This is a genomic window from Halomicrococcus pelagicus (genome assembly GCF_051917725.1).
Taxonomy (GTDB): Archaea; Halobacteriota; Halobacteria; order Halobacteriales; family Haladaptataceae; genus Halomicrococcus.
On sequence record NZ_JBQBLX010000003.1, the window covers coordinates 304,643 to 322,352 of the forward strand.

General features: G+C 69.0%; 21 protein-coding genes. 12 read left to right on the plus strand and 9 right to left on the minus strand.

Going from position 1 to position 17,710, the window contains the following annotated elements; translation table 11 throughout:
- The first annotated feature begins 4 nt into the window (after positions 1 to 4).
- Positions 5 to 229, plus strand: a complete 225-nt coding sequence (locus ACTF4R_RS10770; protein WP_440007836.1) for a hypothetical protein — start codon at positions 5 to 7, stop codon at positions 227 to 229.
- A gap of 51 nt (positions 230 to 280) precedes the next feature.
- Here the strand turns inward: ACTF4R_RS10770 and ACTF4R_RS10775 are convergent, their stop codons facing one another.
- Entirely contained in the window at positions 281 to 490 is a 210-nt protein-coding gene (locus ACTF4R_RS10775) for a universal stress protein (RefSeq protein ID WP_440007837.1), read from the minus strand.
- Positions 491 to 492: 2 nt separating this feature from the next.
- Positions 493 to 1,272: a hypothetical protein gene (locus tag ACTF4R_RS10780; protein ID WP_440007838.1), complete on the minus strand. Its 780-nt coding sequence runs from the start codon at positions 1,270 to 1,272 to the stop codon at positions 493 to 495.
- A 196-nt stretch (positions 1,273 to 1,468) separates the two neighbouring features.
- Here ACTF4R_RS10780 and ACTF4R_RS10785 point away from each other — a divergent pair, with 196 nt between their 5' ends.
- On the plus strand, positions 1,469 to 2,779 hold the full coding sequence (locus ACTF4R_RS10785) for a cytochrome P450 (RefSeq protein ID WP_440007839.1): 1,311 nt from the start codon (positions 1,469 to 1,471) through the stop codon (positions 2,777 to 2,779).
- A gap of 16 nt (positions 2,780 to 2,795) precedes the next feature.
- On the opposite strand, the gene ACTF4R_RS10790 is transcribed toward ACTF4R_RS10785, so the two are convergent.
- Entirely contained in the window at positions 2,796 to 3,836 is a 1,041-nt protein-coding gene (locus tag ACTF4R_RS10790) for a lysylphosphatidylglycerol synthase transmembrane domain-containing protein (protein ID WP_440007840.1), read from the minus strand.
- An 80-nt stretch (positions 3,837 to 3,916) separates the two neighbouring features.
- Here ACTF4R_RS10790 and thiL point away from each other — a divergent pair, with 80 nt between their 5' ends.
- Positions 3,917 to 4,795: a thiamine-phosphate kinase gene (gene thiL / locus ACTF4R_RS10795; protein ID WP_440007841.1), complete on the plus strand. Its 879-nt coding sequence runs from the start codon at positions 3,917 to 3,919 to the stop codon at positions 4,793 to 4,795.
- A gap of 12 nt (positions 4,796 to 4,807) precedes the next feature.
- Here thiL and ACTF4R_RS10800 read toward each other — a convergent pair whose 3' ends face one another.
- From ACTF4R_RS10800 to ACTF4R_RS10815, 4 genes are all read right to left on the minus strand, one after another.
- Complete coding sequence (locus ACTF4R_RS10800) at positions 4,808 to 5,929, minus strand: site-2 protease family protein (protein ID WP_440007842.1); 1,122 nt, start codon at positions 5,927 to 5,929, stop codon at positions 4,808 to 4,810.
- A gap of 105 nt (positions 5,930 to 6,034) precedes the next feature.
- Positions 6,035 to 6,988: an AEC family transporter gene (locus ACTF4R_RS10805; protein ID WP_440007843.1), complete on the minus strand. Its 954-nt coding sequence runs from the start codon at positions 6,986 to 6,988 to the stop codon at positions 6,035 to 6,037.
- Positions 6,989 to 7,276: 288 nt separating this feature from the next.
- On the minus strand, positions 7,277 to 7,528 hold the full coding sequence (locus ACTF4R_RS10810) for a DUF7123 family protein (protein WP_440007844.1): 252 nt from the start codon (positions 7,526 to 7,528) through the stop codon (positions 7,277 to 7,279).
- Positions 7,529 to 7,890: 362 nt separating this feature from the next.
- A complete protein-coding gene (locus tag ACTF4R_RS10815) occupies positions 7,891 to 8,682 on the minus strand; it encodes a molybdopterin synthase (RefSeq protein WP_440007845.1) in 792 nt (263 codons plus the stop codon).
- A 158-nt stretch (positions 8,683 to 8,840) separates the two neighbouring features.
- On the opposite strand from ACTF4R_RS10815, the gene pyrH reads away from it, so the two are divergent.
- From pyrH to ACTF4R_RS10840, 5 genes are all read left to right on the plus strand, one after another.
- Positions 8,841 to 9,566: a UMP kinase gene (gene pyrH, locus ACTF4R_RS10820; RefSeq protein WP_440007846.1), complete on the plus strand. Its 726-nt coding sequence runs from the start codon at positions 8,841 to 8,843 to the stop codon at positions 9,564 to 9,566.
- Positions 9,563 to 11,392, plus strand: a complete 1,830-nt coding sequence (gene lysS, locus ACTF4R_RS10825; RefSeq protein WP_440007847.1) for a lysine--tRNA ligase — start codon at positions 9,563 to 9,565, stop codon at positions 11,390 to 11,392. The genes pyrH and lysS overlap by 4 nt, the downstream gene beginning before the upstream one ends.
- A gap of 119 nt (positions 11,393 to 11,511) precedes the next feature.
- Complete coding sequence (locus tag ACTF4R_RS10830; protein WP_433625356.1) at positions 11,512 to 12,147, plus strand: DUF1405 domain-containing protein; 636 nt, start codon at positions 11,512 to 11,514, stop codon at positions 12,145 to 12,147.
- Positions 12,148 to 12,252: 105 nt separating this feature from the next.
- Positions 12,253 to 13,155, plus strand: a complete 903-nt coding sequence (locus ACTF4R_RS10835) for a DUF7096 domain-containing protein (RefSeq protein ID WP_440007848.1) — start codon at positions 12,253 to 12,255, stop codon at positions 13,153 to 13,155.
- 49 nt (positions 13,156 to 13,204) lie between these two features.
- Entirely contained in the window at positions 13,205 to 13,942 is a 738-nt protein-coding gene (locus ACTF4R_RS10840; protein ID WP_440007849.1) for an ArsR/SmtB family transcription factor, read from the plus strand.
- 65 nt (positions 13,943 to 14,007) lie between these two features.
- Here ACTF4R_RS10840 and ACTF4R_RS10845 read toward each other — a convergent pair whose 3' ends face one another.
- The gene (locus ACTF4R_RS10845; protein ID WP_440007850.1) at positions 14,008 to 14,484 is read right to left on the minus strand and encodes a hypothetical protein; all 477 of its coding nucleotides are present in this window, start codon (positions 14,482 to 14,484) and stop codon (positions 14,008 to 14,010) included.
- Between the two features lie 140 nt (positions 14,485 to 14,624).
- Here ACTF4R_RS10845 and ACTF4R_RS10850 point away from each other — a divergent pair, with 140 nt between their 5' ends.
- The 4 genes from ACTF4R_RS10850 to ACTF4R_RS10865 all read left to right on the plus strand — a co-directional run bounded on the left by ACTF4R_RS10850 (position 14,625) and on the right by ACTF4R_RS10865 (position 17,074).
- Positions 14,625 to 14,894 (plus strand): DUF5808 domain-containing protein, encoded by a 270-nt coding sequence (locus tag ACTF4R_RS10850; RefSeq protein WP_113276900.1) that lies wholly within the window; start codon positions 14,625 to 14,627, stop codon positions 14,892 to 14,894.
- Positions 14,895 to 14,998: 104 nt separating this feature from the next.
- Positions 14,999 to 15,541 (plus strand): XTP/dITP diphosphatase, encoded by a 543-nt coding sequence (locus tag ACTF4R_RS10855; RefSeq protein WP_440007851.1) that lies wholly within the window; start codon positions 14,999 to 15,001, stop codon positions 15,539 to 15,541.
- Between the two features lie 133 nt (positions 15,542 to 15,674).
- Positions 15,675 to 15,827: a hypothetical protein gene (locus tag ACTF4R_RS10860; RefSeq protein ID WP_440007852.1), complete on the plus strand. Its 153-nt coding sequence runs from the start codon at positions 15,675 to 15,677 to the stop codon at positions 15,825 to 15,827.
- Complete coding sequence (locus ACTF4R_RS10865) at positions 15,824 to 17,074, plus strand: polysaccharide deacetylase family protein (RefSeq protein WP_440007853.1); 1,251 nt, start codon at positions 15,824 to 15,826, stop codon at positions 17,072 to 17,074. The genes ACTF4R_RS10860 and ACTF4R_RS10865 overlap by 4 nt, the downstream gene beginning before the upstream one ends.
- Positions 17,075 to 17,097: 23 nt before the next feature.
- Here ACTF4R_RS10865 and ACTF4R_RS10870 read toward each other — a convergent pair whose 3' ends face one another.
- Positions 17,098 to 17,568, minus strand: coding sequence for a DUF7384 family protein (locus ACTF4R_RS10870; RefSeq protein WP_433625378.1), 471 nt, complete (start codon positions 17,566 to 17,568; stop codon positions 17,098 to 17,100).
- Positions 17,569 to 17,710 lie beyond the last annotated feature (142 nt).

A 17,710-nucleotide genomic window follows, 5' to 3' on the forward strand; every position in this document is an offset into this window, starting at 1 on the left:
GACCATGGTCCTCGTGCGCGTCCAGTGCCCCTACGACGGCTGTGAAGGGATGGGGGAGTTCGAGACCGACCCCGAGAGCGAGGTGGTCGCCCGCGAGCGGGGCCACGTCGAACTCACGAAGTTCCAGAAGGTCGGTAAACAGCTCCTGTCCGGAGCTATCGTCAAGGAAGAGCACCTCCGGTGTCCCGCCGACGACCACCACCGGTTCACCGTGCTCGTGGAGCTGTGAGTCGCGTCGACGCGCGGCGTCTCGCGCGAGCGCCGAGACCGCGTCGCGCCCTCAGACCACGAGCACGGGAACGTCACAGAGCCGGATGACCCGGTCGGTCGTGCTCCCGAGGAGGCGGTCGGCGAGGCCCGTCTGACCCTCCGTGCCCATCACGACGAGGTCGACGTCCGTCGATTCCGCGTAGTCACAGATGGCCCGGTAGGGAACGCCCCGGACTATCTCGGTGGCGACGTCGACCGACGACGCGTCGAGCGCCGCCACCGTCAGTTCCCCGAGCGCCCGTCGCCGCGGTGTTCGTCCAGCGCCTCCTCGATGGTCAACTCGCCGGCTGCGACGCGGCGCGCGAGCTCCTCGTCGATTTCGCGGTTGTCCGGCGAGCGCTCGCGCGACCGGCGCTGGATGACCCCGAGTTCGCCCGCGGTCGGCTCCACGTCGCGCTCCTCGACCGTCTCGCCCTCCAGTCGGGCGATGTTGGCCGCCGCGAGCACGTCGCCCATCCCGCGCGCGCCGGTGCCGAGGTACGGCGTCGTCCCCGTCTCGTCGACGAGTTCGACCGTCACGTCCTCCAGGTCCTGGACGATTCTCGCGCTCTGGAGGCGCGCGCCGTCGCCCACGCGGACGACGGGGTCGACGGCGTCGGCCACCTCCTCGCGGATGGTCGCGACGGCGTCAGCGAGCGGGACGTGGAACGCCGCGACCACCACGTCGCCCGAGAGGACGGCGATGCCGGGTCGCGTCCCGGGGTCGACGCCGATGACGATCCTGCCCTCGCCGCTCCGGAGCAACGCCAGCGCCTCCTCGACCGCCCGGCGCGGGCTGTCGGGGTCGCCGACGACCACCTCGTAGTCGGTCGGGTCGGCCGCCCCCGCGCCGTCGCCAGTGGACTCGTCGCCGACGTCGTCGTCCGCGGACGTGACGAGGACGCGGGTCCCCTCCGGCAGGTCGTCGCCCGGTTCGACGGTGGTGAAGTTCACGCCGCGGTCCCGCAGTTCGTTGACCACCCCGTGGTACAGTTCGAAGTCTTCCGTGGCGACGACTATCACGACGCGGGGGTTCGGCGGCGTCCTACAAAGCCGCGGCGATTGCCGGAACCGACCCGCGAATCGGCAGCCGAGCCCGGTACACTCCCGGTTCGACCGCCCTCGCGCGTCGGCCGGTCGGCGACCCGTGAACAGCCGCGGTCGAGCACCCCGACAGGATGGGCGGGAACTCTAAGCCGACCGAACACGAACGACGCGTATGGCAAATCGGGTACCCTCGGGGCCGCCCGGCCTGCCGGTGGTCGGGACGAGCCTCCAGTACGCCGACGACCCGCTGGGGTTCATGGAGCGGGCCGCACGCGAGTTCGGCGACGTGGCGTCGATAGACGTCTACGGCCAGGAGGTCTACCAGGTCGTCGATCCGGACGTCGTCCGGCGCGTGCTGGTCGAGAACGCGGACGACTACCGGAAGCCGACGTTCGGCGAGGACGAGGGGCTGGCCGGCCTGCTCGGCGACGGCCTGCTGACGAGCAACGGCGACGTCTGGCGGCGCCAGCGCAGCGCGCTCCAGCCGGCCTTCTTCGGCGAGCGACTGAACGCCTACGCGGACGAGATGGTCGCGAACGCCGAGCGCACGGGCGCGTCCTGGTCGGACGGCGACGTCCTCGACGTGCACGCCGAGATGTCCGAGCTAACGCTCCGAATCGTCGTCGAGACGCTGCTCGGCGTCGAACTCGACGGAATGGAGCGCGTCGTCCGCGACGCGCTGTTGAACGTCGGCGAACGGTTCCGGCCGGGGCCGCAGGCGTTCGTCCCCGAGGAGGTGCCGACGCCGCGGAACCTGCAGTACCGGCGCTCGGTGGAGCGACTGGAGCGCGTGCTCCGGGAACTGCGCCGCCAGCACGAGGGTCGCGAGGGCGACGACGTGCTCGCCATCCTCCTGCGGATGCGCGACCAGGACGAGGTCGACGAGGACGTGCTCCGCGACGAGATGATGACGATGCTGCTCGCCGGTCACGACACGACGGCGCTGACGCTCACCTACGTCTGGTGGCTCGTCGCCGACCACCCGGCGGTCGAGCGGAAGTTCCACGAGGAGGTGGACGCGCTGGACGGTCCGCCGACCGCCGACGACCTCGCGGAGCTGGACTACCTGGAGAATATCGTGACGGAGGCGATGCGGCTCTACCCGCCGGCGTACGTCGTCTACCGCGAGGCCACGGTGGACGACGAACTCGCGGGGTTCCGGATTCCCCAGGGGAGCGTCGTCTCCATGCCCCAGTGGGTCGTCCACCGCGACCGCCGCTGGTTCGACGACCCCGAGACGTTCCGGCCGGAGCGCTGGACCGACGAGTTCCGTCGCGACCTTCCGCCGTTCGCGTACTTCCCGTTCGGCGGCGGGCCGCGCAAGTGCATCGGCGACGGGTTCGCGATGCGCGAGGCGAAACTCGTCCTCGCGACGCTCGGCCGGCGCTACGAACTCGACCGCGTCACCGAAGACGTCGACCTCGTGCCGCTGGTGACCCTGCACCCCGACGGCCCCGTCGAGATGCGCGTGACGGAGCGCTGACCGGGCCCGACGGGACTCAGTCGCCGTTGGCGTTGTCGGCCTCCAGCATCGCCGTGGAGACGCCGCCGATGGCCACCGGGAGCCAGTAGGTCGCCGCACGGTGGATGAACGCGGCCGCGGCCGCCATCGCGCCCGAGATGCCCGCGATGGGACCGAGCAGGAAGACGAGCGCCGCCTCGACCCCGCCGAGGCCACCCGGGAGCGGCGTCACGCCCGCCATGCTCACGATGGGGACGACGAACAGGACCGCCGCGAACGGGACGACGACGCCGAGCGCGTACAGCGAGAGCCACAGCGACGTCGCCGACAGGAGCCAGCCCAGCGCCGAGAAGAGGAGGGCGAGCAGGAGGCTCCGGCGGTCCGACGCCACGCGCTCGATGGCGCGGAAGAAGCCGCGAACGCGCCGCCGGACGGCGTCGTGGGTCGTCGGCGTTATCCGGGGAACCGCGCGGGCGAGCGCGCCGACGACCGGGACGACGGCGCTCGCCACGCCCGCCTCCACGCGGTCGCGCGAGCGCCACAGCAGCGTCGCCGAGATGGGGACCGCGAGGGCCAGGCTGACGACGGCGAGCGCGACGAACTCTATCTGTAGCCTGTCGCCGATGGTGAGCACGGTGGCGTAGTAGACCACGCCGACGAGTCCGAACGAGATGGAGGGGACGAAGTTGATGGAGTCGACGCTGGCGATAGCCGCCAGCCCCGTCTCGTACTCCGCGTCGGTGACCCGGGAGATGAGCAGGGCGCTGAACGGTTCGCCGCCCGCCTGTCCGAACGGCGTGATGTTGTTGGCGAAGGTCGCGCCGGCGTAGAGCATGAACGCCCGGACCGGAGAGACGGAGACGCCCAGCGCGGAGAGGACGGTCCGTAGCGCCATCGCCCAGGAGGCCAGCCACGCCAGCGCGACGACGCCGACGAGCGCGACCAGTCTGGTGTCGGCCATCGCGAGCTTTCCCAGTACCTGGTCGATACCGACGACGGCGGCTACGGCGAACAGGACGACGATAGCGGCGACGAACCCGACTACTATCGTCCGAACGTCACCCAGGTCGAGACGCATCAGTTCTGGGCATCTCGGGCGGAGCGCTTGAACCCAGCGAAGACCGGTCGGCTTTTCTCCGGGCGCGAGAGAGTCGACGTATGGACGAGCGGGCGGCGCTGAAACTGCTGGCCGAGGAACTCGACGACGCCGGCGACGACGCCGCGGTCGTCGACGGGCAGGTCGTCACCACCGACATGCTCCACGAGACGACCGACTTCCCGGCGGGGACCACCCGGTACACCGCCGGGTGGCGCGCCGTCGGCGCGTCGCTGTCGGACGTGGCCGCGATGGGTGCGACGGCGACCGCCGCGGTCGCTGTGTACGCCGCGCCCGCGTTCGACGCCGACGAACTCCGCGACTTCGTCGCGGGAGCGCGAGAGGTCTGCGAGACGGTCGACGCGCGCTACGTCGGCGGCGACCTCGACACGCTCGACGAGTTCACCGCGACGACGACCGCGCTCGGCCGGACCGACGACCCCGTCGCGCGCTCCGGCGCCACCGCCGGGGACGCGCTCTGTGTCACCGGGACGCTGGGGCGGAGCGCGGCGGCCCTCAGACTGTTCGAGCGCGGCGACCACGAGCGCGCCAACGACCTGTTCCGGTTCGAACCGCGAGTCGCCGCCGGTCGCGCGCTCGCGCCGCACGCCACGGCGATGATGGACTCCAGCGACGGGCTGGCGCGGTCGGTCCACCAGCTGGCCGAGGCGAGCGACTGCGGATTCGCGCTGGACGGCGACGCGATTCCAGTGGCCGAGAGCGTCCGCGAGGTCGCCGACGACGACGCGGACGAGCGCGAGCTCTCGACGTTCTTCGGCGAGGACTTCGAACTCGTCGTCACCGTCCCGGAGGAGGCGGTCGCCGACGCGCGCGACGCGTCGCCGGTGCCGCTGACCGTCGTCGGCGAAGCGGTCGAGGAGGGCATCGAGATGGACGGCGACCCCCTGCCGGACCGGGGGTACACCCACGGCAGAGACTGAGGACGGCAGCTCTCAGGAGATTATCTGTATCGGCGTCGGCGTGAAACAGAGCAGCCCGAGGACGAACGTGACCACGCCCAGCAGCTTCCGCCGGGGGTCGAGTTCGTCGTCGTCGATGGGGGTCGCCGGGCCGACGTAGGCGAAGAACATCGAGAGGAATCCCCAGATGACCCACAGCACCGTCGCGTTGCTCACGTCGAGCACGTAGAAGACGTACGCCGCGAGGCCGAAGAGGACGGCGGGGACGAGCGCGGCGATGCTCTCCTGGCGCTCGCCGAGTATCGCCCGCACGATGTGGCCGCCGTCTAGCTGGCCGACGGGGATGAGGTTGAGGAAGGTGACGAACATCCCGACCCAGCCGCCGATGACGACCGGGTTGATGGACTTGGTCGGGTCCCCGTACGTGAGCCGTTCGCCCATCAGCGCCGCGATGCCTTTCAGCAGCGGCGGGTAGCCGAACTTCACCTGCACCACGTTGGGGCCGTTCAGCAGTTGCTGGGAGGCCGTCACCGGCTCCAGCGTCAGTCCGATGGCGGTGACGACGACCGTCGCCACGAGGCCGGCCAGCGGACCGGCGACGCCGATGTCGAACAGCGCCTCGCGGTCCGGCATCTGACCCTTCATCCGGATGACCGCGCCCATCGTCCCGATGAGCGTCGGCATGGGGATGAAGTACGGCAGCGTCGCGTCGACGCCGTGGTAGCGACTCATCACGTAGTGACCGAGCTCGTGGGTTCCCAGGACGCCCATCACGGCGAGCGTGAACGGCCACGCCTGCTGGAGTGCCGACAGCGGATTCGCGATGGGGTCGACGTGGTACCACGACGCCCCGGCGAAGAGCGTCGACAGCACCGTGGCGACGAAGAGCAGGACGTTCTTCCAGGGGACGCCGTCCGGCCCGAGATCGACCGGCTCGGCGACGATGACGTACTCGCCCATCCGCGTCGTCAGCGTCGCCTCGTAGCCCGATTCGCGGAAAAGCGGCCAGATGGTCTTCATGAGACGGTCCTGGGGGACCAGGGGCTCGCCGTAGTAGATCAACTGGTCTCCCTCCCGCTGTACGTCGTACACCCGGAACACCGATTCCAGGCGGTGGAGCGGAGGACCGGCTTCGGGCGGCTCGGTCGAAGCCATTCGCTCGTATTACGAAGCGAACCCGTATAAACCCCTAGACGACGGTGCTCCTTGCAGCGGTGTCGGTCCACCCGCGCGACCGCGGGTGCGCACCCGCGCCGGCGGTCAGACGACGGCCCCGGACTTGAGGACGGCGATGAGCAGCGTGAGGATCGGCACGCTGGCCAGGGTGCTGGCGAAGATGGCCGTGCTGACGTACTCGGGCCCGGAGAGTCCGGTCTCGGGACCGGAGTCGTACTCGATGGTGAGGATGAGCGGCGTGACCGCCGCCGGCATCGCGCATTCGAGGACGAACACGCGCGCGACGGTGTCGTCGGCGAACCCGAGCGCGAGGACGACGCCCACCGCGACGACGGGCGCGACGACGAGCTTCATCGCGTTCGAGACGCCGACGCGGGCGACCGCAGCGCCGGAGTCGGTGTTCGCGAGCTGGATGCCGAGCAGCAACAGCATCACCGGAATGGCGGCGTCGCCGGTGAGCTGCAGCGTCTCCATGGCCGCCGAGTTCTCGGCCGGGACGACACCGAGAACGCGAACCAGACCCGCCGCGAGCACGGCGTAGACGAGCGGGAGCTTGAACACCTCGCGAATCGCCCCGAACCCGGAGGTGTCGTCGCCGCGCGACGCGAGGTAGACGCCCACGGTGTACATGAGCACCGACTGGACGGCGATGTAGAGGATGGCCGTACTCCGACCGACCGGGCCGAACGCGAACTGCGAGAGGGGGATGCCGTAGTTACCGGCGTTGGCGAACGTGCTCGTCAACACGAGCGCGCCGAGCGTCGGTTCGGACTCGCCGAGGAGGCGACCGGCGAACTCGGCGAGCACGACCATGGCCAGCGTGAACGCGACGACGGCCGCGACCAGCGTGACCGCCGTCTCGCCGTCGATGGACGTGGTCATGAGGCTGTGAAACACCAGCGCAGGCGTGAGCACGTATATCGTGACGGTCCCCAGTCCGCCGACGTCGATGTCGCGGAGAGAGCCGAGCAGGAAGCCGACCGCCGCGACCGAGAGAACGGGAACGATGGCGTTGGTCAGCGCAGATAGCAGCGACACGCGTGGACAGAAACGACGGTGACCTACAAAAGCATCGACCGACGGCGACGAGAATCGACCGCGGGCGGTCGGTCGGGAACGCTGGACGGTGGCAAGGGGGGACACCACCGGGATGGGCGAAACGGCGGCGAGGCGCGTGCCGAAAGGGTCGGGGAGGGTGGTCGAGACGGGCGGTCGGAGAGGGGTCGAAGCGGACGGTCGGGGTGGCTAGTCGGGAAGGCCGGACGGGGGCGGGCGACGGGGAGACTCCGAAAGCGAGGGCTCGGAGCGGGGACCGGTTGCCCTGGATCAGGCCGGAGCCACGCGCCAGGTGGTCGCGCTCGTGTACGACCACTTCTCGACCTCGAGCTCCGCGCAGTCTTTCAGCTTCACCATCAGCGCACCGATCTCCTTCGCGGAGAGACCGACTTCGTCGGCGATGAACTTGCTCTTGAAGTACATCTCGCCGTCGCTGGCTTTCTCGCACAGGTACTGTTTCAGGCGTTCCTCTTTGCTCTCCGGTTCAGGGCTTTCAGTGGCGGTCTGCGAGGTTGCGCTCATGTTCTGACTCCATCACCCCCTTTGCCTCGGGGGATGTTATAAAGAAAGGAAGCTTCGGGTCGTTTCGGACCGCTTTCGCCACTTTCGGCCGGAAAGAGACGTAAATCAGAGTAAAAACGACGTTTTACGGACTTTTCTGCGAGCGTTAAAAAGTTCAAAACCGCCCCTCTCATTTTGTTTCCAGAAATACCCTCCTGATTGAAAAACGGGACGAAAAGGACCGAAGTAGTCGCGTTTCCCACGGCTTCGTCCGGGGTCGACCGCGGGACGCGGCCGAGTCGACGGCGAGCGGGACGTTCGAGGGAACGAGTCGTCCCCGGTCACGGCGAAGACGGGGCGGCGAGACCGGAGACGGAGGGGCCTCAGGACCGTTTGTGGACCCAGAACTCCTCGTCGGTCGTCACTTCCTTCTTGAACAGCGGGACTTCCGCCTTGAGCCGGTCGATGCCGTCCTCGACGGTGCGAAAGGCCTCTTCGCGGTGACCGGCGAGGACGACGACGAACACGATGTCCTCGCCCGCTTCGACGACGCCGGTCCGGTGGTGCAAGAGCACCTCGAAGACGCCGTCGCGCGCTTCGAGTTCCTCGCGTATCGCGGCCATGCGTTCGTCCGCGACGCTTTCGTACTTCTGGAACTCGAGGTACTCCGTCGGGTCGTCGTCCGGACCGTCTTTCGCGCGGACGCGCCCAGTGAACGTCGCGATGGCTCCGGAGCGGTCGGCGTCCGGGGAGGATTTCGCGCGTTCGACCAGGGACTCCAGGGTCTCGTACGGTTCGACGTCGTCGAGCGCGTCGCGGACGCCGTCGAGGTCGAGCGCGTCGGCGTCGGTCGCGTCGACGAGCACCTCGCCCGCCGGGTCGGCGTCACCGAGCGCGACCTGCGGCACTCGCGCGCCGGGGAAGCCGACGACGACGGCGTAGTCGTGGTCGGGGGCGAGGTCGTCGAGGACCTGGGGGAGGTCGCGTCTACCGCCGCGAGCCCGCCACTGGTCCGCCCGGAGTTCGACGGCGGTGCTTGCGGTCTCGGCGGACGCGTCCGTCGCGTCGACCGCTCCGCGTTCGACGGTTGCGACCCGGCCCGCGTCCCCGAGACGAGCGGCGAGACGGTCGCCGACGCGGTCCGCACCGGGACCGCAGACGCCCACTATCTGCATGGGCGCAGAGATGGTCGGAAGGGGCTTTTAGCCTTCGGTCGGGACCGGAATCGGCGTCGATTGCGCCCGTCGAACGGCCAACGAGAACGCGGACGGTGGCCGGGTCGCCCCCGAAGTTGAGAACGCTTAAGGCCGCGTCCGGGTAATTCCGCGATAGCATGAAGGTGGTCGTCTCCATTGGCGGTAGCGTGCTCGCGCCAGATCTCGACTCTCGACGCGTTCGCGAGCACGCCGCCGTCATCGAGTCACTGGCTGAGGAGGGGTGTACTATCGGCGCCGTCGTCGGGGGCGGGGGCGTCGCCCGCGATTACATCGGGACCGCCCGGGAACTCGGTGCGAACGAGATAGAACTGGACGACATCGGCATCGACGTTACGCGGTTGAACGCCCGCCTGCTCATCGCGGCGCTCGGCGAACGGGCCGCCCCGAGCCCCGCCGAGACGTACGAGGAGGCCGGGGCCGCCATGCACCGCGGCGACGTCGCCATCATGGGCGGCGTGATGCCCGGGCAGACGACCGACGCCGTCAGCGCCGCGCTCGCGGAGTACACGAACGCCGACCTGCTCGTCTACGCGACGAGCGTCCCCGGCGTGTTCAGCGACGACCCCAACGAGGTAGACGACGCCACGAAGTTCGACGAACTGTCGGCGAGCGAACTCGTGGACGTCATCGCCGACCTGGAGATGAACGCCGGGAGTTCCGCACCCGTCGACCTCCTCGCCGCGAAACTCATCGAGCGCTCGGGCGTTCGCACCATCGTCCTCGACGGCACCGAACCGGGGCGCATCGGCGACGCCGTCCGCCGTGGAGACCACGGCGGCACCGACATCATCCCGACGGGCGCGGACGACGAGATGAACTACTGGGTGACAGAGGAGCTATGAGCGACGAGCAGGCCAGCCGCGAACCGCACCCCGACGACGACCCCTACCTCCTCCAGGAGGCCGACGGGCACGCCTTCTGGGCCGAGTCGGTCGCCGACCGAATCCTGGAGCGACTGGCAGACGACCCCGACCGGAGCGACGACCCCGTCGTCATCAAGGGCGGCATCTCGCCGTCCGGCGTCCCGCATCTCGGCAACATGAACGAGATCGTGCGGGGCTACTTCGTCGCGGAAGCGCTGCGCGACCGCGGCCGGGAGGTCCGGCAGGTGTTCACCGCCGACGACCGCGACCCGCTCCGGAAGGTACCCCGGAAACTCGCCGACCTCGACGGCAACGTCGTCGATCTGGGCGACGTGAACGCCGGCGCCCTGGGTCGGAACCTCGGCAAGCCCTACACGGCGATTCCGGACCCCTTCGGCTGCTGTGACTCCTACGGCGACCACTTCTCGAACCTCATCGAGCGTAGCGCGGAACTGCTCGGCATCCCCGTCGAGATGGTCTCGAACACGGAGCTGTACGAGTCCGGCGAGTTCGAGGACGTCACTCGCTACGTTCTGGAACACCGCGAGGAGGCTCGCGAGGTGCTCTCGGCCTACCAGGACAAGGTGGACGAGGAGTACGTCCCGTTCAACCCCATCTGTGGGGAGTGTGGCAAGATAACCGAGACGGTGACCGCGGTCCGTCCCGACGAGGGCACCGTCGACTACGTCTGCACGGACATGGAGGCCGGCGACCGGACCATCGAGGGCTGCGGCCACGAGGGTACCGCGACGCTCCGGGAGGGGAAGCTCCCGTGGCGGTTCGAGTGGCCCGCCCAGTGGCGAGTGCTCGGCGTCGACTTCGAGCCGTTCGGCAAGGACCACGCCGAGGGCTCGTGGCCCTCCGGTTCGGACGTCGCGCGGAACGTCTTCGGGGACGTCCCGCCGACGCCGATGGCCTACGAGTGGTTCACGCTCGAAGGCGAACCGTTCTCCTCCTCGGGCGGTCACGTCGTCATGGTCCAGGACGTGCTCGAAACCATCGAGCCAGAGGTCCTCCGGTACTTCTTCACGAAGGACCCGAGCAAGGCCCGGGACTTCAGCGTCGAACACCTGGAGTTCCTCGTCGACGAGTTCGACGAGTTCGAGCAGGTCTACTTCGGCGAGCGCGACGCAGTCGAGGCGACCAGTGACGACGAGGAGACGACGAGAGCCGAGGACGTGGCGGACGCCGCCTACCCGGCGGTCGCTCGCCCGACCGTCGCCGCGCGGTTCGACGCGAGCGGCGACCCGATTCCGACGCCGGACCGCGACAGCGTCCCTCTCGCCGACCACGACGAACGGGCCCGGTACGACGACGTCGTCGACGAGACGTTCGTGGACCGCGTCCGACTCCCCTACACGTTCGCCGCCGTGCTCGGGATGACCGACGACCCCGACCTCCGCGAGGACATCGCCCGCCGCGAGGGCCACCTCGCCGACGACGACCCCGACTGGGCGGTCGAGTACGCCCTCGGCCGCGTCGAACGCGCCAGCGAGTGGGCCGACCGCACCGACAACGCCTACAACTACGACCTGAAGCGCACCGAGATGCCCGACGTCGAACTCGACGCCGAGACGGAGGCGGCGCTGGACGAACTCGCCGACTTCATCGCGGACGGTCACGACCCCGAGGCGGTCCAGGGCGAGATCTACGAGACGGCGAAGCGTCACGACATCGACGTCGGCGACTTCTTCGCCACCGGTTACCGGCTCTTCTTCGACGAGGAGACGGGGCCGAAACTCGGGCCGTTCCTGGCCAGCCTCGACCGCCAGTTCGTCCTCCGACGGCTCCGTCGCGAGGGATAGCCGGCGAACGGCGAACGGTTTAACGGCGTCGCGGACGCGGGCGAACCGCACTCGAAGGGGCCGACTCCCGGCCGACTCGTTGCAGTAGACATTTGGTCGTGCTCTGCGCGACACCGACCATGGGGATTCCGGAGCGGTACGCGCGTTACTACCTGGAGAACGCGCCGAGCCTCGTCTGGCTGCTCGTCGTCAACGCCGCCGCCATCCTCGTCGGCATCCGGTTCTACGTCGAGACGATGCCGGCGGTGCCGACGTTCCTCTGGCCGCTGTACGCCGACTCGCCGACCGCGCTCGCCCTCGTGGCAGCGTCGCTGGTGACGCTGCTTCCGAACCTCGGGAACCGACTCGACGAGGCACCGCAGAACCGGCCGCTCGCGTACCTCCACACCATCGCCTTCGTCTGGCTGGTGAAGATGGGCCTCTGGACGTTCCTCGCGCTCAACCTCGGATTCCCGGCGTACTTCGGGCCGCCGTGGGACCCCGCGGCGGTGTGGGACTACTGGGGAATCCTCCTCACCCACCTGGCGTTCGTCGCGGAGGCGTACCTCGTCCCGCACTACGGAACGACGACCCGAGGCGCGCTGGCGGCGGCGCTCGCTCTCGCGCTCGTCAACGACGTACTCGACTACTGGTTCGGGTTTCATCCGCCGCTGCGCTACGACCCCGGCCCGCTGCTCGTGGCGGCGACCGTTGCACTGTCAGTGTTGGCCGTCGTCGCCGCGGACCGTTCGCTCGACCGACTACACCGGCCCTGATCGAGTTTTAAACGCTTAGCGCTGCTCTCAGCGCTTCGATTCGGCATGTAAACGGAACGAACGAATGTCCGTTTTTTTAAGGAATGGCTGGGTAACGCCGTAGTGATGAACTCCGCTCGAGCCGTCCTGCTGGCGGCGATTGCCATCTGTGGGGCATTCGTCGCGGCGGTGCCCACCGCCGCAGGGCCGACGCCCTCCACGTCCTCCGACGACCTGCGGTCGTTCGAAACGAACGACCAGTCGCTCCAGTCGGACGACCGGTCACTCCAGAAGAACGCCACCAACGATTCGCTCGGAACAGAGATATCGTCGTTCATGCAGGCCAGTTCCACCGAGACGCAGGGTGCGGTCGAGACCGGTATGTGGGTCGCCCGGTTCAACGCGACCGACAATCGGTCGGCCAGACAGAAACTCGTCAGGAGCCAGGTCGACGACCTCGGACGGAAACTCGACACCCTCCAGGAGGAAAAGCAGGCCATCATCGACGCCTACCAGAACGGGAAGATAGACGAACTCCAGTACCGTGCACAGATGAGCGGCGTCGTCAGTCGCATCCAGGCTATCCAGCAAGCGGTCAACGAAACCGAGCCGAGAGCGCGAGCAGTCGGCGCGGAGGTCCAGACGGTCGGTCGCCTCGAAAAGCGCGCCTCGTCGGCGATAGGGCCGAAAGCGGCGGCGGTCGCCGGGTCGGTCGGTAGCGTCGACGTTCCGGCCGGCAACAACTCTACCGGAAACGGGACCGGCGTCGGTCAGGGGAACGGGAACGGTAACGGGAACGGCGTCGTCTCGGGGAACGAGACCGACGTCGGTCCCGGCAACGGTACTGACGTCGGCCCCGGCAACGGCACGGACGTGGGGCCGGGGAACGACGCGAACGGGTCCGGCAACGACAGCGAACCGGGGAACGGCGTCGGAACGGGTGACGGACAGGGGAACGGGGGCGTGACCCTGCTTTCGACGGGTGAGGAGGTCACCGTCACCGCCGTCGCGGCCAGACCGGTCGTCTGAACGGCGAGAGACACCCTTTTCAGTTCACGCGACTAAACCCCGGACGTGAATGGATTCCGCTGCGCTGCTCGACATCCTCGGTAACGAAAATCGCAGACGCATCCTGCGACTGCTCTCGCACAAGCCCTGCTACGTTACGGAGATAAGCGACTACCTCGGTGTCAGCCCCAAAGCGGTCATCGACCACCTCCGCAAGCTGGAGGAGGCAGGGCTGGTCGAGAGCCGGACCGACGATCAGCGCCGCAAGTACTTCCACATCTCCCGGAACCTGCGCCTGGAGGTGGACGTCTCCCCCTACGAGTTCGGGATGAAGAGCGCCTATCCCGCCAGCGCTAGCCTCGACGTGAGCGCCTGCCGGTATCTCTCGCTGGAGGTCGAGATGGACGGCAACGGCGACGAGGTGATAGTGAACGAACAGGGAGCGTGCGAGGAGACGACGACCGCTTCCGACGACGCGCTGGACGACGAGAACGTCGACGAAATCGCGGTCCTCGCGGAACAGCTCAACTGCCTGGAGGAGCTCAAAGGCGAGCTGTCGCTCGCCCAGCGGTGGGTCCACGGACGCATCACGGACGTACTCGATTCGCTCTCCGAGGCGGTCGACGGCGACGACGAGGGACACCTCCGGGCCGAGATACTGGCCGCGCTCGCCGCCGGCGCGGAGACGATATCGGAGGTCAGCGAGGAAGTGCGTGCGCCGGACCACGTCGTCGAACGCCAGCTCTCCGGCATGGCCGACCAGGGCGTCGTCGAACGCGACGGCGACCGATGGGCGCTGTCGGCGTAGCTCAGATATCTCGGGTGAGGCCGTCGTCGAACGCGACGGCGACCGATGGGCGCTGTCGGCGTAGCTCAGATATCTCGGGTGAGGCCGTCGCGCAGGTCGCCGCCGAAGTACGCGCCGAGACCGCCGGCGAGCAGACCCGCGCCGACGCCGACGGCGGCTATCGGCAATCCGCCGACCACCATCCACGCCAGGTTCTGGAGCAGGAACCCGAGTCCGCCAGCGACCGCACCGCCGGCGGCGGTCTCGAGGATGCGCGAGTCGCTGGTAATGGCGCCGAGGAGGAACGACGCGAGAAACACCGCGACGAAGCCGGTGACGTCGCCGACCAGCGGGACGAGCGTACCGCCGAAGAATATCGCTACCGACGACACCACGGCCGCGACGAGGAAGTAGCGCGGCGAGAAGACGTCGACGGCCCGCTGCTTGGCGCGGGCACGGAAGCCCCGACCGGACGACTCGCCGGCCGACCGCTCGGTCGACTCCCCGTCGCCGAGCAGCTCCTCGACGTCGTCGGTCTCTCGCGTCCGACTGCGCTGTGGCATGTCGAAGCGTTGGTCTCCGGGCGTAATGGGCCTTTCCCCGGGCACGGGCAGCGCAGGACGGCGGAACGCAGGTCGGGGAACGGTCGGCGGACGACCGCGTGCCCCAAACGCTATGGTCGGGGCGGACAAACCCGTATCGCATGTCCGACAAGGAAACTGCCGGAACGATCTTCGGCGTCCCGTACAACTTCGAGCGACCCAGCGTCGGCCGGATGCTGTCAGCCTACTGGCAGCCCGGCGAGGGGATGCTCGTCGAGAAACCGTTCGGGGTCGGCTACACGCTCAACCTCGCCAACTGGCGGTCGTGGATAATCCTGGTCGTCGCCGGCGTCCTCTACTGGCACGAGAACGAGGGCGAAGAGCGCACCGTCGAGGACGAACCGGTCGAAGTCGTCGTCGACGACGACTGACCGGTCGACGGGCACACCGACTCGATTCCGCGTTCGGGGTTCCGACGCGACCGCGAGCGGGCCGAACCAACGGCTATTTCCTCCGCGCACGCCACGCCTCGCACATGATTCGGTTCGTCACCGGCAACGAGGGGAAGGTCCGCGAGGCCCGGGAGTACCTCGACGACGACGTCGAGCAGGTCGAGTACGACTACACCGAGATACAGAGCGACGACCTCGCCGCCATCGCCGTCCACGGCGCGGAGGAGGCGTTCGCGGAGACGGGCGGCGACGACCCCGTCGTCGTCGACGACGCCGGCCTGTTCGTCGACGCGCTCGGCGGATTCCCCGGCCCGTACTCTGCGTACGTCGAGGACACGCTCGGCGTCGAGCGCGTCTGGCGACTCGCCGAGCGGGAGGAGAACCGCCGCGCGCGGTTCCGCGGCGTCGTCGCCTACCACGACGGCGAGCGCACGGAGACGTTCGAGGGCGCGGTCCCCGGCCGCATCGTTGCGCCGCGCGGCGACGGTGGGTTCGGCTACGACCCCATCTTCGAACACGAGGGCCAGACGCTCGCGGAGATGAGCACCGAGGAGAAAAACGCCGTCTCCCACCGGGGACGCGCGCTGGCGAAGTTCGCCGACTGGCTGGCGGAGCGAGAGGAGTGAGCGGTCCGGATTCTCGGGCGTACCGCGGAGTTCGCGTCGCCTACCGGCCGGCGGCGAGCGAGAAGGTGCCGCGTACGCGCGGCGTAGCACGCTCGTAACAAGTTAAGTGCGAGTTGTCGCCGCGGACGAACCGATGCGACTCTCGGAACCAAATCTCGCCGGCGACGAGCGAGCACCGAACGCGGCCCTCGACGCCGACGGCACCGTGGTCGAGGACCCGAAACCGAACGTGACGCGGACGCTGCGACCGTCGTCGAACGAGGCCCCGGGGGAGCGGTCGGCGTGAGCGACGAGACGCTCGCCACGACGCGACGCGGTGCGCTCCGGGCGGGCCTGACCGCTGCCACCGGCGCGACGCTCGTCACGGGGTTGGTATTCGCCGCCGACACGAACGGGAAAGTGGTGTTCACCTACGACGACGGTCCCGTCAAGGACTACACCCACACCTACCGGAAGGCCCACCGCAAGGAGGGCGTACCGGGATGTTCGGCGGTACCCGCCGCGTACGTCGGGAACGACGGCACGCTCGACGCGGCGCGACTCCGCGAACTCGAAGACGAGGGGTGGGAGATAATGTCCCACTCCGTTCACCACCGCGCGCTGGGGGACATCACGGTCACGCGCGACGTCGCCCCCGACGACCGGCGACTCTACGTGAAGACCAACCACCACGGCGACCGGCCGGGCGACGACCTCTTCGTCACCGACGGGAGCGCGTCGACGACCGTGACGGTCGCCGGGAAGGGGGAAGACGAGCGAGGCGAGTTCGTGAAGCTCAGGGGGCCCGTCGGGCGGTCGTTCGCGGCCGACGACGGCGTGATCGAGCGGTACACCGACGAGATACTGCACGGTGCGCTCGGCGACTCGAAGGCGCAACTCGAGGACCTCGGCGTGACCGTCACGAACATCGTGATGCCGTACGGCGGGTACGGCGCACGGACGCAGGAACTCGCCGGGGAGTACTACACGGCCGTCGCGAACGGCGGCCTCGCCATCGGCGGTCGAGCGCAGGTACACCGGCCCGACGACGTCACGCTCCCGCACCTCTCGCGCGCCATGTTCCGGCGCGGGAAGATGACGAAAGCCGACCTCGGGGCGTTCCTCGACCGCGTCGTGGACGCCGACGGCCTCGGCATTCTCGGCGGCCACAGCTGGTGGCAGGAGCGGCTCCCACCGGAGCGAGTTCGGTTGGCCATCCGGATGGCGAAAGACCGCGACCTCGACGTCGTCACGCTCCGCGAGGCGCTCGACGACCTCGGCGTCACCGAAACGAAGCGGGAGACGACCCAGACGGCTCAGACGACCCAGACGACTCAGACGACCCAAACGTCCCAGACGACCCAGACGACGCGGCGGACGACGCAGAAGACGACGGGGAAGACGGGCACCGGGACGAACGGCTTCCCGGCGAACGACGAGACGAGCGACGACTCCCCGACGTCGAGCACGGGACAGCCGGGGTTCGGCTGGCTCGCGGCGCTGGGCGGCGTCGGCGGCGCGGCCGCGCTCCGGCGGTGGCGAGGAGACCGCTGACGGCCGTTCCCGTCGCCGGCGCGCTACTCCCGCGCGTCCCGGTCGGGTCCGGGGTACTCCCCGCCGACGACCGCCCGATAGAGGCTCTCGGCGTCGAACAGCGCGGCGAAGCCGTCGGGGCGCTTGACGCTCAGCGAGACGCGGCCCTGGAGCGACGCTCCGGTCTTCGCGCTCCTGAGGGAGTCGTCGTAGGAGAGGACGTGGGCGGCGTCGCCGGCGTAGGCGCTGGCGAGCGCGGGGTGGTCCCCGGGCGAGTGCTCGACGCGGACCCGCAGGTCCTCCACCTTCGCTCGCCAGTCGGCGGCGAGGTCGTCGTCGGCCAGTTCTCGCACGACGTACTCGGCGTCGTCCAGCAGGGGGTCGCTGGCGACGAGTTCCACCCACGAGTGGCGACGGACGACGTCCAGCGCGCGTCGGGCGTCTTCCCCGACGAGGAGGTCCGCCGCGAGCACGTCGGCGTCGGCGACGACGCGGGCGGGATTCGTGTCAGTCATCGCGGCGCTCCGCGAGCACTTCGCGGACGGTCGGTACGTCGGTGGCGTGCCGGGCGGCCCTGTCGAACAGTTCGTCCCAGGTCATACCCGTTTCGTCGTCCCACAGCGTGAAAAGCCATCTGGGAGCCATGATAATCTGGAT